The organism is Clostridium sp. (genome assembly GCF_050717515.1).
Lineage (GTDB): Bacteria > Bacillota > Clostridia > Clostridiales > Clostridiaceae > Clostridium_AD.
Map to the genome: position 1 here is coordinate 197,716 of NZ_JBOITL010000007.1, position 17,839 is coordinate 215,554.

Here is a 17,839-nt window from a genome sequence, read left to right on the forward strand (position 1 = left end):
ATCACATAAATACCAGTTATATACAATTATTCAACTATAAATATTTCATTAGCTCTAAAATCTATACTTAGCATTGACATATCTTCATTAGATATCCATTTATATTTAATATTTTTACTAATCCACCAACGATTAAATTTTTCATGGGTTTTCTCCTTATCTATTTTTACTTTATTTATTAATAAACTTTTTGTAATAATACTCAAATCATTATTAATCAACGTCTCTTCTAATTCTTCTAATGCTAATTTTCTTTCATATAAAGTAAGTATCTGATTTTTTTCATTTTCCATTACGAATCCTATTTTTTTCATTTTTTACCTCCAACTATCATATATTTTTTTATTTAATAAAGGTTTAATTTATAAGTTAACTTACTTATTTATTTCTCTAAAGGATCTAAATAAAATATATTTTTTATTGTGTTATCCATAGGTATAAGCCCCTTCTCCACTAAAATGTTTTGAAGTTTTTGGGTACAATTACGTTCAATATGACTTATTAAACATTGATTTTTACCAGGTGTATTTATTTCATCAGTAAGCTTTTTATTTAAAAATTTACACCTATTACAATGATACGCATCACATTCTTTACAGATAGGAGCAAATTCCAAATCAAGTAAATATTTATTTTTAATGTTTATACCGTTATCTAAATCTCCTATACTATTTTCAGGATTATCAAAGTAAAATGCAGGACAAATGTAAATTTTACCATTAGGTGCCAAAACAAAACTTTCATTTCCAGCATCACAATTACACATTGTTCTAAGGTTTAGTCTATCTGTTAAAACATTTACTTGTATATCACTGTATTCTTCATACTTCTCTACAATTAGCTCAATTAAACTATCTAATTGATTTTCATAAACTTTAAACTCATTATCACTCCATTTTTCTATATCTTGAATAACTAAGTTTATTCTTGCATGGCATAAAGATAATTTTTTAATAAACATCTGTATATTTAAAATTTTATCCTTTTGTATTAATAAAGTACAATTATCTGATGTTTTTAAATTATCAATATTGTTATCATATATAACTATAGAATTACCACCTATATCATCTGATTCACTATTAATGAAACATATGAATTTTTCTTGCGTTAACTCACCTTTTTCATTTCCTATAATTATAGGTATAAAATTATTTTTTTCCGAAAACTCAAGTCCTCTTTTAATGATTTCTTTGCTCATAACATTATTCATATTATTCCAATTTTCATAACGACAATGTGGTGTAATTTGGTCACTAGTTATAAACTGTAAAAACTTTTCTGAGTCTTTATTATTGTTATTGGTACCTTCATATCGCTGTTTATGTGGATATTTTTTACCCGTTACTTGAGAATACTTGTCCCAAAAATAATTATTTGCTCTAACATTAGCTTTGTGCATTTTACAATGAAATGTTATTCTTTGGTATACTGTATCTGTATCTGCATTATCATAATTGCATCCAGTGCACCATGCACAACCTTCAGCTACTTCACATTCTATGCATTCTTCTTTACTTTGCATTTCTAATGACAAGGTCTTAAATGCTCTCAATTTATCCGTATTAATACCTGAATAAATATCTCCTAGTCTTCTTCCTTTACGATTCTCCAACGAGAAATCTAAAAATCTTATACAAGGATATAAATTTCCATCACAATCTATTGCAACCATTTGACCCGCTCCACAAAAATTTTTCTTTTTCCCTTCGTCATTGATAGGAAACCCAATTTCAGGGCTGAAAAATCTTACTGAGTAGTTATCCCACAATTTATTACCTACTATGTAATCAGCTAGCTCCTTTAATTGATTTTCAAATACAATGTCATCCCCCTCTTGCCATACATTTTCGAATACAACATTAGCTGAAACTACATTGATTCCAAGATTCCATAAGCTTATTATGCTGTCTTTTAAATTTGGTAAATCATCTCTAGAAAACGTAGCTTTTGTTGATGAATTAGCAAACTGCTTAAGCCATAATGGTACATTTTTTACTACATCATCATATGAACCACTACCATCAGGATAGATTCTTTGCATATCATGTTTAAGTTTATTGCCATCAACACTTAATCCTATATGAATATGCCCTTTATTTTTGTTAATATATTTTTGAACTTTTTCTGTACTATACAGTATTCCATTAGAAGAAAAATTAAATCTATATGCATTAAACCATGGATGATCTAGCAGGAACATTTGTTGTTTTATGTAATCAGATACTTTGTCTATCAAGTCTATTTCTAAAAATGGCTCTCCACCAATAAAATCCCAAATAACAGCTCCAGTATTCGAAATGTTTTCTCTATCACTTAAAATATAGTCTACTGCTTTTTTACCTGTTTCAAATGTCATCTTTTTATTGTTATTTTTACCAGTCATATAGCAGTATTTACAGGCTAAATTACAATCTTCAGTAACACAAAAAGTTATTTCTTTTGTAATATTTCCATTACCTTCCCAGCCTGGTGATAAGTTTCCCATTAATACTTCATTGTTTTCCATACAAATTCCCCCTCGTTAATCCTTATTTATCACTTTATGAAAACTGTTCTATTAAATAATTAATTAATTCATTGTTATTTACATTTTGTTTTCCATTTATATTTTTGCATATATGTCCAGTTATATATGCCGCAGCTATACTATTGCCATACATATTTCCGCACTTAAAAAAAGATTTCAACTCATCATATATAATGATTGGTGGTGCAAAAAAAGTATTTTTATGAAAATAAATATTCTGATTAGCTCTAATTTCTGATGATTTAACTCCTACAACACGTTTTAATGCTGCTGGGTAGCTATCTTTCCCATCATTACTATAAGCAGAAACCACAACGATATTATTTTTTCCAGCTCTTTTAACAATTTTGCTCAAAGCATACTTATATCTAAATTTAGTAGTCCCTAAACTTAGATGAATTATATCTGGTTTTATTTGAACAGCTTTTTTTAAAGCATATATTAATACCCTTCCATCAGATCTTAAGTTTTCATCTAAAATATTAATGCTAAAAATTTCTACTTTTTTACATATGCACTTTATTATCATTGCTATAGCTGTACCATGATCATTTCTAGCTTTTATTTTACTATCTTCTACAACCTCTCCTCTGTTATTTAATTTATATGATATTGAGTTTTTAACATTCTTATTTAAATCATATCTTTTAATATCAACTCCACTATCTATAATTACAACTTTAGGAACTTTACAATTATTTATATCACACACACACACGGTCCTCCCCTAACTACCTTATTTAATGACTAAGTAATAATTTTAAACGGTTTCATTTTCAATATCAGCACTTATTTCATCTAGTGACGTATCTACTTCGTATTCATCTATTACTGAAGCAATTTCATGTTCATAAATCTCTCTGTATATAATACTTGTTTTTAAAAGATCTTCATGAAACCCTTTTGCTGCAACTTTACCATTATCAATAACAATAATTTCATCTGCATCTAAAATAGTCGCTAAATGATGAGTAATTATTATGACAGTCGTTGACTTTGAAATATGATTTATTGATTTTCTAACAAAATATCTTGATTCAGTATCTAATGCTGATGTTGCTTCATCTAAAAGTACTATGGACGCCTTTCTAAGCATGCACATTGCAAGAGCTAATCTCTGTTTCTGCCCTCCAGATAAATTACTTCCTTCTTCTGCAATTACAGTATCATACTTGTTTTCTAAACTCATAATATAATCGTGTATAAAAACTTGCTTACAACCCTTTTCTATTTCATCATTTGAGGCATTAGGCACTGCTATTCTCATGTTCTCGTATATAGATAAATTGAATAAGAATGGTTGTTGATGTACAACTGAAATATTTTTTCTTAAAGAGTCCTCGCTAAAATCATTAATATTTATCCCATCTATCAGTATTTCACCTTTATCTACTTTATAAAGTCCTAGAAGTAAATTGTATATTGTTGTTTTACCGCAGCCATTTTTTCCAACTACAGCTATAAATTTATTCTTGGGTATGGAAAAAGATATATTTCGCAGTATTTTTTTACTTTCTTCATAAGAAAAACTAACATTCTTAAACTCTATATTTCCATCCAATTCTCCTACTTCTTTATTTCCAAAAGTTTCAATAGAAAAAGTGAAATTATCTATTAATTCAAAGATTCTTTCAAGTGATACTAGAGCTTGTTGTATACTAGAATTTAATCTAGTTATTGAGCTAAGTGAATTTGAAAATTGACTTGAGTATGATATAAATGCAACAAAATATTGAATGCTTAACTTTTGCTTGTATATAAAGTAAATTCCAATTAATATAACTACAAACTCATCTAAAAAATTTACTATATTTGAAAATGTAAATGACATAGTTTCCAGTAAATTTACCTCTATCTGCTTGTCTCTCATATTCCCGGATATCTTATTAAAATCTTTGTAATTACTATTTTTAGCTCCAAATGTCTTTATATGCTTTATTCCTAATAAAGACTGTTGAATTAAACTGAAATATCTATCATTTAATTTTTTAATTTTTTCATTCTCTTTTCTAAGTTTCTTACCAAACATAGCAAATATTAAGTACGAAAGTGGAAAAGCCCCTAACACTATTAAAGACAATATTATGTTTATCTTAAAAATAGCAATTCCGACTATTAGAACCCTCAAAATGTCTAATACTGCATTTACTAGCTGGTTAGTTATTATATTTGATAGTGTAAATACATCTCCTTGAAGTCTTGAAATTAAATCTCCTATTGATGTGTTATCAAATATTTTCATTGGTAAATTCAATATTTTATAGTACATATCTGCCTTTAGATCATAAGCTAAGTTATTATTCAATTCTGATTCACTATAAGATTTTATAAACTCAACAATAGTTTTTAACAAAAGAAGTATAAATGTGTATATGAGATTTATGTATATAGATTTATAGTCTTTCTCAGCTAAACACTGTAATATTTTCCCCCATATTAATGGTTGTATAATTCCAAATATAATTACTGTTAATATAGAAATCATAAAAACACAAAATTTCTTTTTATAGGGTTTAATGTATACTAAACACCGTTTCAATACTTTTACATCATCTTTTGAAAGAAATTTAATTTTGGAACGCATCTTCTTGATATTTATTAAAATATTTCTCAATAAAACCACCTACTTCAATAATTTATATTGGATTTTGTAAGTAATTTAACTTACATTTAGATATTATCTTCTTGTATAAAGATAATAAACATTTACAGATTTATAGAATATTTCTGCTTACAATTTTTTATATTTGGAAAAATAACTTGTCCTCCTAAAATTAAATGTTTTTTTTATTAAAATGGTAAACATTGTATAATAAGTATAATTTATGTTATTAAATAAAGCAACTTTTTTTTATTTTTTTTGTTACTTCTTTAATTAAATATTCTTATGTTTTATATACATACTGTAATATATACTATTTTCTATGGTTTAAGACCTTACAATCATAGATATATTAATATCTTTTTTTATTCAATATTTTTAAAATTTGTATGTAAAAATCATAAACTTAGTTTACTTTAGTATAAAACAACTACATTCACTAGAATTCCATTGAGTATAGCTGTTTTATATTCACAATTTTCAATCTCTATATTATTCATATATCTAAATCCACATTTTTGTATCACTCTATTTGAAGATACGTTATGTGTCAAAGCCATTGCATTTACGACCTCAATATTCGTTTTGTCAAACAAATATTTGATCTGCGCTTGAACTGCTTGTGTGGTATAATCTTTATTCCTATGATATTTTGAAATGGCATAACCTATCTCTCTATTAGTCTTAGATAATTCATCACTTGGACCTGTGCAGCACCAACCGATAAACTCATTTGTTTCCTTTAATAAAATTCCTAAGTTTAACCATTGGTCTCCAATGTTCGGAATAGCTTCTATCAACCTATAACATTTTTCTGAAACGAAAATACGCCACTCAGCTTTTTGCTTTATGGCGCATTTTTTTATTAGATTTCTATTTTCATTTTAGATTTTAATCTACATTTCTAATGGAGTCAATTATACTAGTAGAAAGCAATCTTTTAAGAGGTCCAATAGATGCCAGTACACATATAGTCATCGACACTAAAAATACCTCTAAAATACTTTTCCAAGGAAAGAACCACTGCACAGCCTTATCAAATTTCAGTGCTTTATATAAAAGAATATGAAGAAGAACTCCCATTATACTTCCTAGTATAGTACTAAAAATTCCATATAATAACCCTTCTTTTAGTATCATACTTCTTATTTCATCATTCCCCATACCTATTGCTCTAATCATTCCAAATTCTTGTCTGCGGAGTATAATATTCATACTTATTGTGTTTATTATATTTACTATACCTATAATAGCTATGACTATTACAAAACTATAAAGTACTATAGATATACTTCTTTGAATACTTTTAAAGTAGTCTAACCTTTCCGTATAACTTATCACTTCCCCCTCTATTTGTTGCTTTGAATACCCATTAAGTTTATTTTTTATATAATCTTCATCGGCATCTTCTTTTGTATTTATTCTTAACATCCTATATTTATCTTCCTTTATCCATTCCTTTAAAACTTCTTCTGGAAAAATAACTACAGCATCCATTTGATAATCACTAGTTGGAAAAGGAGCTTTATTTAATAATGAACCTATCTCCACGTCTTTATTATAATGTTTCCATACATCCTCTTCATGCATGGCAATTTCCATAGTAATCTTGTTTGCTACATTTAAATTTGTGTTTTTTATATTAGATTGATTTTGAATAAAAATAATTTTATTATTCTTTTTCATGTCTTCTGCATCTATCTTTCCATCTTCTAAATATTTATTCAGCTCTTTTAATTCTTCATCATTAGCTCCATATATGGCTATTTCATATTCGTAAATGTCACTTTTTATTAATAAATCCTCCCTGCTATTTTCTAACGCCCTTTTTTTAACACTTTCTTTATAGGCTTCCGTAACTTTATCTCCTGAAAGTTCAACTATTCCTCTAAAATATAGATTTTTTTTAAAAGAATCTACACCTTTCATTTTTGATATTTCATCTATGGTTTTACTATCATAACCAATGTTTTTTTCCTTACAATTTAAGGTTAATATATAATCAGAATTTATATATAAGTCAACCATTTTTAAAGGATCAAACCATACAGTAATACTTGTTACTGCAATAAATAGTATTATGCTAATACTAAATGATATAACCGTTGCTATAAATCTTTTTTTATTTCTGGTCAAATTGGCATATGCCATGCTTGTTGTAAACTTACCGAAAATTCTAGGTTTTTTATTTCTTTTTGAATTCTCTAATTGTTCTCCTTGAACTGATGTATTACTTATTGCTTCCATTGGTGATATTTTCGAAGCATTTTTAGCTGGAAAATATATAGATATAAATATAGCGATAAAACACACTACCAAAGATACTATAACTCCCCACAAAGGTATTTCAGCTTTATCATTTAAAATAGATGTCATTCCCAAATTATTACTCTTATAAAACAATGCACTTATTTCATTAACAGATAGAATACCAAGTAAAATACCTAAGGGCACCGATATAAGACCTAGTATAATCCCTTCACCAAAGAGTATCTTTTGTATTTGCTTTGCCTCTGCTCCAATAGCTCTTAAAAGACCAAATTCACGCATTCGTTCTAATACTGAAATACTGTATATATTATAAATTACAGATACAGCAGCGATAAGAATGATTATATTTAAAAATATGAAAATGAAGTTCATTTTTTTAGCTGATTCCAAAGCATTTATATAACTGTAATTTTCCTTAATAAAAGCACCTTGTATTTCACACATACTATTTAAAGTTTCTTTTACATTATACAAAGCTTTAAGTGTAAAATGATGGTTATATCTATAAGCATCCTCTGAAAGAGTGTTTTTCACACTGTCTATTGTTAAATATCCTTTAGCCTTTCTTTCCTTCATAGAATCCATTCTATTTTGTAAAATACCAATTAAAACAAATTCCTTGTCTCCGTTTTTAGCTGCTGGTGACTCTTTCTCATCCTTAAAATTTATATAATTAAATTTATAACTAAGTTTTATTTTATCTCCTATTTTAGGTTTTACATTAAACTTATCTAATGCATATTTTTCTAAAGCTATTTCTGAATCTTTGTTTGGATATCTTCCTTCTTCTAACTTAAAATCCAAAAGTTCTGTATCCACATTATCATAACCATTTAAATCAATTTTGTAATTATCACTACCTACTTCAGCATACCCCATCATTATGCTTGTTCCGAATTTATCTATAGATGGCTCACTTTTTAGTGTTTTTATACTTTGAACATTTCCTGCTTCAAAACAAGAACCATGATAATGACCTCCACTTTGCATTTTTGCATTTTGTATAGTTTGTCTTTTATAATTTGATATGGTTATACTCATGGTTGTTATTAACATAGCAGAAAGCATTATACTTATTGATATAAAAAATGTTCTCTTTTTATTTTTTATCAAACCCCTTGGTATAAGTCCCCAAAAGTTCTTCATTATCTCACCCTCGTGTCCTCAATGATTTCTCCATCTGCAATGGTTATAATTCTATCTGCACAAGCTGCAACCTTAGGGTCGTGGGTAATCATTACAAGCGTTTGGTTGTATTTCTTTATAGACATAGTGAGAAGTTCTAACACTTCCTTACTATTTTTACTATCTAAGTTTCCAGTAGGCTCGTCAGCAAATATAATTGAAGGTTTAGTAGATAGTGCTCTTGCTATAGATACCCTTTGCTGCTGTCCCCCTGATATTTCTCCAGGTAAGTGAGTTTTTCTATTTTTTATATCTAAAATTTCCATAAGTTCATTTATGTAATCCTTATCCACCTTTTTTCCATCCATTAAAATTGGAAGTTTAATGTTTTCTTCAACGGATAATATGGGAATTAAATTAAAAAACTGAAATATAAATCCTATGTTTCTTCTTCTAAATCTAGATAACTCTTTTTCACTCATAGAATAAATATCAGAGCCATTAATATATACATGCCCTGCGGAAGGTTTATCAAGACCAGCTAAAAGATGTAGCAGTGTACTTTTTCCCGAACCACTCGGCCCTACTATTGCAGTAAATTCACCTTTTTCGAAAACTAAATCTGTAGATTTCAGAGCTTTAACAGATGCTTCACCTGTGCCGTAGGTTTTTGTTAGATAATCTGTTTTTAGTAATTCCATAATACGTTACCCCCATAAATTATTATAAACCATCAATTATTTCAATGCACCGGTAGTTACAAACTCCATTATTATTGCAGAAGAATTGCGAAAAAAGGATAATATATCTACAATTTTTTTAGGTGGAGAAATGGATAACAAAGGAAACTATCGGATTGTTTCCAACAGAGAAAATCGGATTTGAATCCATAGTCAGTATTTGCCCTGCAAACAGATTAAATACTCTTATTACCGATTGGGATGCATCGGAAGAAGACTTATCAGCTTTTGAAGAACAAGAAATCAATATTATAATAGTAGAAAAAGAATAGATTACAGGGCGGCATTTTCGCCCTGTTGCTTTTATAAATTAACACTCAATTTGCTATACAATTTTATTTATATTTGTAAAGTACGCGAAGAAAGTTAATATTTGGAACTCTGAACGCTTAAGTGCAATTATGAACAAAATAGATGCGATAACTGTGGCTCACGCCTTAACATAATCAACTAGAATTAGGTGGGTTTCTATAACTGTTATTACTCTCCACCCTTTATAGATTCAACAATACTTGAAGAAAATACTCTTCGTGATGCATTTATTGATGAAAGTAAACAAATAACTATAGTTACTAAAAATAGTGCTATTATAGTAACTATAGGGAAACGCCATGTCATCCCTTGTGTAAGCGATTTTCTTGTAAGTACAAAGAATATAAAGGATAATACTGTTCCAAATGCTGTTCCCCAAAATCCAGAGGCAACCCCATAAAATATTCCTTCTGCTCTTATCATTTTTTTTACTTCATCATTTCCAAAGCCTATGGCTCTAAGCATACCTATTTCTTTTTTTCTTAATAGTACATTCATACTCATAATATTAAGCAAATTAACAATGCTAACTATAGCTACTACAACTACAAAACTATACATTATCAAGGACACTTGCAAATTATCCTTTTTAGCTTTTTCCAATGCTTCTTTATATGATACTAATGTAGCACCACGATGTTTGCTTAATTTATACTTTAAAGTTTTTTCCACTTCATCATAATTTCCATTTTTGCTTAAATTAATTTTTATATTTTGATAACCTTTAATATTAAGATATTTCTCAGCAACTTTGTCACTCATAATCACTACATTTCCAATTTTCATATCAGGAGCTGCATAATCTTGATTTAATAATGCTCTAATAATAAAGGTTTCATTACGCATATTCACAAAATTTCCTTTTGAATCATAATAAGGATAATCTAATACTATACTATCTCCTAAGTTTAATTTAGTATTATTATTATAATTTAAATTCTGTGCTAAAATAATTTCTGGCTTTTCATTCATATCATTTATATCTATTTTGCCCTTAACTATATGTTTTTTCATAGTCTTTAAATTTTCTGATGTATATCCAAATGCAGTTGCATTAAAACTATAAATTTTTTGTTGGAAATTATTTTTCGCTTCAGGAGATTTTTTACTTTCTCTTTCAATATACTTCATACCTTCATTGGTGATTTTTTCGCGTTCAACTTCAATAGTTGTTTTCAACTCATTTGATTTATTCACCTTATCTATACCGTTTATATTTTTAATATCTTCTAAGTCTTTATCTGATATGGAATAATTCTGTTGACTATTGGTTGTAGATATTAAAAAATCTCCTCCCATTTTAGTTTTAATACTATTTAAAGGGTCTGAACAATTTATTAAATAATTTATAATCATAAACATTATTATACTTATACTTAGTGAAACCAGAGTAGTTATAAATCTTTTTTTATTTCTATTTAGATTTAGGTACGCCATATCTTCTGCAAATCCAAAGTTCTTACTTATTATATTTTTCACTTGTGAATTTTTCTTTATGTTTTTACCTTTTAATTGTAAATTATTATTTGAGTTAATAGCTTCCATTGGAGATATTTTAGATGCTTTTTTTGCTGGAGAATAAACACCAATTACTATAGTTAAAAATCCGACTATAAAAGAGGCTATAACTCCATTTTTAGGAATATCCATTATCGCACTAAAATCCTTATATCCAGACATAAGAATTATAATACCTTTAACTACAAAGCTTCCAATAATAATTCCCAGGGGTATAAATATACATCCCAGAATTAATCCTTCACCCAGCACCAAGATCTTAATTTTTGATGGTGAGGCACCTATTGCTCTTAACATACCAAACTCTCTAATTCTTTCTGTAACTGACATATTAAATATGTTGTAAATTATTACGCTAGCTACAATACTTATTATTATATATAAAACTATACTTATAAAATCAACAGTCTTAAATATTTGCAATGTAAATATTTTGCTAGAATTCCTCTTGAAAAATATTTTTTCATAGTCATCAGTTGCTTCCAACAATTGTATACCCTTTTCTATAGGATTGTTTGAATTTGTAATTAAATACCCACCATATTGAATATATTTTGATGGTAATACACCTTCAACATAATTTTTGGTCACATATGCAATTGCTTTATTTTTTTGGCCATTTTTATTAAATTTATATTCAAAAGTCCCTACTAATATAAACTCATCTTCATTCTTTATTTCATCTGGTTTTCCTTGAGTGTTTATATATTGTATACTTGAAGTTAATTTAATTTTATCCCCTATATTATATTTTTTAGGCATATTATTTAATATCCATTCTTCCATTGCAATTTCATTATTATTTTTAGGATATCTACCTTTCGACAACTTAAAATTAAGAAATTCTGCTATATTATTGTCATAACCATTTATTTCTAAAATATATTTAGTATTTGGTAATTTATAATTTCCTAAACAAGCAAAAATCGATGTTTTATTTACAACCGAATCTTTACTTAATTTTTCTAAGTTTTTTTTCTGTGATGTGAAAAATGATGCATCATATATACCACCATCATCGTCTACCATACGTTTATAAGAAGAAGTTTTCAAAATATCAAGCATTATGCTTAAAGAAATAATCAAGGAAATTGATAATATTATACCTACTGCTATAAAAAAGACTCTCTTCTTATTTTTCATTAAATTACGTGGTATAAGACTCCAAAAGTTCTTCATTATATCACCCTCGTGTCCTCAATGATTTCTCCATCTGATATAGTTATAATTCTATCTGCACATGCTGCAACCTTAGGATCGTGGGTAATCATAACAAGAGTTTGATTGAATTTTTTTATAGACATGGTAAGAAGTTCTAAAACTTCCTTACTATTTTTGCTATCTAAGTTTCCAGTAGGCTCGTCAGCAAATATGATAGAAGGTTTATTAGATAGTGCTCTTGCTATAGACACTCTCTGCTGATGCCCTGCGGAAGGTTTATCAAGTCCAGCTAATAGATGTAAAAGTGTGATTTTCCCTGAACCACTTGGTTCTACTATTGCAGTAAATTCACCTTTTTCAATAACTAAATCTGTAGATTTTAGCGCTTTGACAGATGCCTCACCTGTGCCGTAGGTTTTGGTTAGATAATATGTTTTTAGTAATTCCATAATACGTTACCCCCATCAATTATTTCAATGCACAACCTTCAGCTACTTCACAATCTATGCACTCTTGTTTACTCTGCATTTCTAATGACAAAGTCTTAAATGCTCTTAATTTATCTGTATTAATCCAGATTTATAGAATATTTTCGCTTATAATTTTCTATATTTGGAAAAATTGCTTGTTCTCCTAAAATTAAATGTATTTTTTTTGTTTAAATGTTAAATATTATATATTATATATTCAGTTTAAGTTATGTTATTAAATAAAGCAACTTCTTTTATATTTTTTTGTTTCTTTTTATATTAAATATTCTTATCTTTTATATACATACTGTAATATATAGTATTTTCTAGCGATTAAGACTTTACAATTAAAGATATATGAATATCTTTTTTTATTCAATATTTTTAAAATTTGTATGTAAAAATCATAAACTACAAATCATTTATGTAACAATTAAAATTTTTTTTGTATTTTTTAAGTGCTGTCTCTGAACATATTGATATAAACTAACATACTTGGGTACTATGATAAGCATTATAGGGGCTTTAGTTGTATCAGTGATTCCACATGTGCTACTGCCACTCATTTGAAAAATGGGCTTGTCTAAGTCCCCAAAATCAAAGAATCAGCAAGTGTTTCTTTGTAATTTGAAGCTTTTCATATAAATTCATTTTATTATAATTTAATAACCATTTAAAAGCACAAAAAAACACTGAAAATTAATTCAGTGCATTTATAAGAATTTCTACTTAAACTTTGCTTATTTGTAAATCTGTCCTCTATTTCCAACTTAGATTATAATAATTATAAGTTCTTTATCCTTTTTCTCGAATAAAACTCTATAATCTCCAACTCGTAATACTTTGGTTGGTTCATCTTCATCTATATCTAACCATTTAAGCTTAAAATTTAATTCTTATTTCTATTATTTTGCTAACTTTCGTAAAAGAAAGACCTATTCTTATAGCTTTCAATAATACTATTATATATGCTATAAATCATTAATTATGTAACCCTTCACTTTTTTATTTTATTATAACCAAAAAGGTTATCGAATATTATCCGATAGCCTTTTTGGTTACACCACTTTGCTTTTTACTCTTTATTCAGCATGTACCATAGTATATTCTTCTGTAATAATCTCAATTGGATTTCCATTAGTATAGATATTAGTGAAGAAGCAAGGGAAACTTCTAGCTTCTGCATTAAACCCATTTGTTAATTCAAAATGCAGGTGGGGACAATTTGATAAACCTGTATCACCTACTAAACCAATTATTTGACCTTGTTTCACTCTTTCTCCAACTTTTAGATTTATACTATGATATTGTAAATGATCAACTTGAGAGTACTCTCCTCTATCATGCTGAATACTTACCACATTACCTGTGATTATTGGCCAGTAGCCATGAATAGATTCTAATTTTTCTCCTTCTTTCTTGCTTATTCCTATGGTATTTACATTCATGTCCTCATAAACTTGCACTACTAATCCATCTGCAATAGCATATACTTTTTCTCCATAGCAAGGATATTCTTCTGGTTTCATATCCTTATTAATGGGCGTCATATCATTTCTGTCTAGTTTGGCTAAATCAAAGGCAAATTCATCACTGTTTCTTTGTCGATGAGCCATGATACAGTCAAAATTTCCGTTGACTTGCCATGATCCCTTAACTGGGAAAATATATCTATTTTTATTCTCATATTTTAAAAGAGTGATATTCTTACTTTCTTTATACTCAGTACCCGCTTGTGTATATTTGACCTGAACTATAAGTTCATCTAATAATTCATTATATACAATATGAAAGTACTCATTTCTTAATCCAATTTCTTTACCAGGCTCTAATCTTGTACTTTCAACTAAGGAGTTGTAATCCCATAATTTTTTGACCCCTATTAATGCTCCTATTTGACTTTCTGAAATATGAATGTTTTTATTCCACTCTGGTATCCAGAACTTTAATGCCTCATAAGAGTATACATATTCCTTTATAACCTGTCCATTTTTCTTCACTGTAAAAGAAATGTCTTGTATTTCTATCACAGCATCTGTTGTATTCTTAATCCTTAAAGCTCTCAACATAAAATCAGAAAAATATGTATTATCATAGGAATCAGATGTTGTTATTATATAATCCTTTGGTAAAATTGTAATTTCTATTTTTATCATCCTCTCTTTTCTTTTATTCTGCATGCACAATTATATTTTCTTCTTGTATTAAGCCAAGTTTCTCGCCGGCTACATCTCTTATATTTGAAAAAGAGCAAGGGAGCCCTCTAGCTGCTAAGAAGTCTGGTCCATCCATAAGTTGAAAATGTAGGTGAGGACAATTAGATAATCCTGTATGTCCAACCTTACCTATAACTTGTCCTTGTTTTACTCTATCACCTTTTTTTACAGTTAAACTATCTGTAACCAAGTGCCCATAAAAAGAATATTCTTCATTAGCATGTTTTAAAACTATATAATTTCCACACTGAGCTGCCAATCCATATTTATCTAGAAGTGGCTTCCTCTCATTCCAATCCCAAGAAGTAGTCATAGTAAAGCTGTGATAACAATCTACAACCTCACCATCAGCTATTGCTAGTATATCCTTACCATAAACTATATAGTCCTCTTCACACATATTGTCTTTGTAACATAGCTTTTGATCCGCATTATACTGAGCCATATCAAAAGCAAATTCCATTGAGTAATGCTGCCTGTGGTCGGGCAAAGTATTATAATTTCCACAAGTTGAGATGATACCTTTAAGTGGAAATATATATTTGTTTTTATTTTTATATTGTATTAGAGGAATTTTCAACTCCTGTATCTGGTCCTCTCCACCTTTAATATAATTAACTTTTATCACTAATTCATCTATAACATTATCCTGTACTACTATAAAATATTCATTAAATATACCTGTTTCCTGATTTGGTTTCATCTCTATAGAATTTGTATAACATTCAGGATTCCAAAAGCCCTCTTCACCTAAAAATAATTTAGCCCCAAAACCTTTAATAAGCCAGATACTATTTTCTGCAAATTCTTTTATAGAATTCTCAAGTGACTTTCCCTGGTATGTAACTTGTTTCACTAAAACATCTGAAACATATAACTCAAAATTTATATCTTTTAGTATTATATTTTCATCTGAATCATTTTTAATTTTTAGTCCATGTAAAAGAAAATTTGATACTACTTTCCCACCTGTTTCAAGGGCCATATTAATAATAAAATCTTTTGGAATTGCACTTATTTGCATTATAATCCTCCTACTATATATAATAGATTATTTTTACTCACAATTAATACTTCGCTTATTTTACCATGGGTTTCACCACTTTCTTAACCTTCTATTTAAATGATATCACTGGGAACATCAGCGTATCAACCTATAACATTTTTCTGAAACGAAAATGTGCCACTCAGCTTTCGCTTTATGGCGCATTCCTTTTTAGGAATATAAATGTAATTAAACGTAGTTCCTACTAATGCTTCCTTCATATTGTATCTTCATACAATATGAAAAAAGCTATCAGATATAATCCAATAGCTTTTATTCTTCATTTATACGCTCAAAGATCATGGTTAGACATTAACACATTCACTTGCTAAATTGGAATGTATGGTTATCAATAACAAATAATGTTAGCAAAAATTACTGTTGGCATTTCCAGAAACAATGGACATATTTGCTGTAATGACTTGTTCTATCTCTTCCAAATCTTCAAATGTAATTTCCTCTACAACTATTTCCTTTTCATTTTTTATATCACTCATGTTAACCCTCCTTTCTTTTATATAACTTAAAAGTGAACAACTCTACTATACGTTTTGTTTATATATATTAAATTTTTATTATTACTAATTATATTTAAGCAACAATAAAAGTCTATATATCCAAATAATACTATAAACATGCTTTTAATAATAATTTGCATCTAAATTATTGCGATTTTCTTAACTTAAGAAAATTTTTAATAACATTGCATTTACTATATATAAATACAAATATAAAAATAGTTACTAATGCATATTCTCTTGCTCTTATCATAGACATAAGCCAAAAAATCAAACAGATTGTCATATAAATAATAAAGACCAGACTAATGAAAATATAACCTATGTATATTTTTTTATCTTTTTTTGTTAATTCATTTGTGTTGTTTTTCAAAAAAATTTTTTTAATTAGATAAGTTCTCATATTATATTTATTTATCAAAATAGAAAATAAGAAATAACCATCTGATAAAAAGAAAGGGCTAAAGTTAGCTAAAGCATTGAATAAATTACTAATTGCTATAATGCTAATAATATCTCTAGCTGAATTTGAAAACCACTGTAAAGATAAAATTCCCCAACATACTATGAAAATCATTAAATTTGTAATTATTCCTGCTATTAAAACATGAAACTTTTCACGATCCTTCAATGTAGTTAAGCCTCTAAAATTAACTATAAACATTATAAATATTCCTGAATACAAATTTACGGTTATTTTGTTTAGATTTTTACCATATGCTGTTCCAACTATAATGTGGGATAATTCATGTGGAACTATTACAATTAAATTAATAACTATAAATGTAAAAAAAGCTAATGAAGGAGAATTTTTTAATGTAATATTTTTTATATCTATTACATATTTGGCATTCCATATACATATTATTGATATTGCAAATAACAAACAGTATACTATACGAGTTACTTTTTCTATTTTTTTTGATGATTTTTTTAAAAAGTTAAATTGATTTTCGAATTCTATTTTAAATAGTTGCGTGCTCATTATACTTAATTCATTTTTTATTGAGTCTTTACTATGCTTACTTCCTAAATTTATAAAATTATTTTTTAACAATATTTTATAAAATGTATAAACATCAACCTTCTTATTAAATTTTTCATAAAGAATATTCGAAATATCTATTAGTGTATTACTTCCTGTAAACATCTTAATTATTTCTTCAACATATACTAATTTATCAGAATCTATTTTTAAATATTTTTCATAATCCTCACATGCTAAAATATAAAACCCATTTCCATAAAAATCTTCGCCGTTAATAATTTCACAATTACTAATAATTTTCGGTTTTATTTTATCAATAATTTCTTCCAATGAACCTCTTCTC

15 protein-coding genes are annotated in these 17,839 nt (G+C 27.6%); 2 read left to right on the top strand and 13 right to left on the bottom strand.

Annotation, left to right across the window (positions count from 1 at the left end; translation table 11 throughout):
* Positions 1-26 precede the first annotated feature (26 nt).
* The 7 genes from ACREV6_RS02375 to ACREV6_RS02405 all read right to left on the bottom strand — a co-directional run bounded on the left by ACREV6_RS02375 (position 27) and on the right by ACREV6_RS02405 (position 9,229).
* On the bottom strand, positions 27-314 hold the full coding sequence (locus tag ACREV6_RS02375) for a CXXX repeat peptide modification system protein (protein ID WP_431576434.1): 288 nt from the start codon (positions 312-314) through the stop codon (positions 27-29).
* A gap of 68 nt (positions 315-382) precedes the next feature.
* A complete protein-coding gene (locus ACREV6_RS02380) occupies positions 383-2,509 on the bottom strand; it encodes a radical SAM peptide maturase, CXXX-repeat target family (RefSeq protein WP_431576435.1) in 2,127 nt (708 codons plus the stop codon).
* Positions 2,510-2,543: 34 nt separating this feature from the next.
* The gene (locus ACREV6_RS02385; protein ID WP_431576436.1) at positions 2,544-3,242 is read right to left on the bottom strand and encodes a S8 family serine peptidase; all 699 of its coding nucleotides are present in this window, start codon (positions 3,240-3,242) and stop codon (positions 2,544-2,546) included.
* Between the two features lie 48 nt (positions 3,243-3,290).
* Entirely contained in the window at positions 3,291-5,144 is a 1,854-nt protein-coding gene (locus ACREV6_RS02390; protein ID WP_431576437.1) for an ABC transporter ATP-binding protein, read from the bottom strand.
* Between the two features lie 404 nt (positions 5,145-5,548).
* Positions 5,549-5,932 (bottom strand): GNAT family N-acetyltransferase, encoded by a 384-nt coding sequence (locus tag ACREV6_RS02395; RefSeq protein ID WP_431576438.1) that lies wholly within the window; start codon positions 5,930-5,932, stop codon positions 5,549-5,551.
* Between the two features lie 91 nt (positions 5,933-6,023).
* Positions 6,024-8,549, bottom strand: a complete 2,526-nt coding sequence (locus ACREV6_RS02400; RefSeq protein WP_431576439.1) for an ABC transporter permease — start codon at positions 8,547-8,549, stop codon at positions 6,024-6,026.
* On the bottom strand, positions 8,549-9,229 hold the full coding sequence (locus ACREV6_RS02405) for an ABC transporter ATP-binding protein (protein WP_431576440.1): 681 nt from the start codon (positions 9,227-9,229) through the stop codon (positions 8,549-8,551). The genes ACREV6_RS02400 and ACREV6_RS02405 overlap by 1 nt, the downstream gene beginning before the upstream one ends.
* A 122-nt stretch (positions 9,230-9,351) precedes the next feature.
* Between ACREV6_RS02405 and ACREV6_RS02410 the strand changes: the two genes are divergently transcribed.
* Entirely contained in the window at positions 9,352-9,540 is a 189-nt protein-coding gene (locus ACREV6_RS02410) for a DeoR/GlpR family DNA-binding transcription regulator (RefSeq protein WP_431576441.1), read from the top strand.
* A gap of 99 nt (positions 9,541-9,639) precedes the next feature.
* Positions 9,640-9,714, top strand: coding sequence for a DUF6618 family protein (locus ACREV6_RS25720; protein WP_503417266.1), 75 nt, complete (start codon positions 9,640-9,642; stop codon positions 9,712-9,714).
* 34 nt (positions 9,715-9,748) lie between these two features.
* Here the strand turns inward: ACREV6_RS25720 and ACREV6_RS02415 are convergent, their stop codons facing one another.
* From ACREV6_RS02415 to ACREV6_RS02440, 6 genes are all read right to left on the bottom strand, one after another.
* Complete coding sequence (locus tag ACREV6_RS02415) at positions 9,749-12,277, bottom strand: ABC transporter permease (protein ID WP_431576442.1); 2,529 nt, start codon at positions 12,275-12,277, stop codon at positions 9,749-9,751.
* Positions 12,277-12,708: an ABC transporter ATP-binding protein gene (locus ACREV6_RS02420; protein WP_431576443.1), complete on the bottom strand. Its 432-nt coding sequence runs from the start codon at positions 12,706-12,708 to the stop codon at positions 12,277-12,279. Before ACREV6_RS02420 ends, ACREV6_RS02415 begins: the two co-directional genes overlap by 1 nt.
* A gap of 1,103 nt (positions 12,709-13,811) precedes the next feature.
* Complete coding sequence (locus ACREV6_RS02425) at positions 13,812-14,909, bottom strand: M23 family metallopeptidase (RefSeq protein ID WP_431576444.1); 1,098 nt, start codon at positions 14,907-14,909, stop codon at positions 13,812-13,814.
* A complete protein-coding gene (locus ACREV6_RS02430; protein ID WP_431576445.1) occupies positions 14,899-15,969 on the bottom strand; it encodes a M23 family metallopeptidase in 1,071 nt (356 codons plus the stop codon). The genes ACREV6_RS02425 and ACREV6_RS02430 overlap by 11 nt, the downstream gene beginning before the upstream one ends.
* A 386-nt stretch (positions 15,970-16,355) precedes the next feature.
* Positions 16,356-16,487: a hypothetical protein gene (locus ACREV6_RS02435; RefSeq protein WP_431576446.1), complete on the bottom strand. Its 132-nt coding sequence runs from the start codon at positions 16,485-16,487 to the stop codon at positions 16,356-16,358.
* Between the two features lie 166 nt (positions 16,488-16,653).
* Positions 16,654-17,826 carry a zinc metalloprotease gene (locus ACREV6_RS02440; protein WP_431576447.1) on the bottom strand — a complete coding sequence of 391 codons (1,173 nt, stop codon included), beginning with the start codon at positions 17,824-17,826 and terminating at the stop codon, positions 16,654-16,656.
* Between the last annotated feature and the right edge of the window lie 13 nt (positions 17,827-17,839).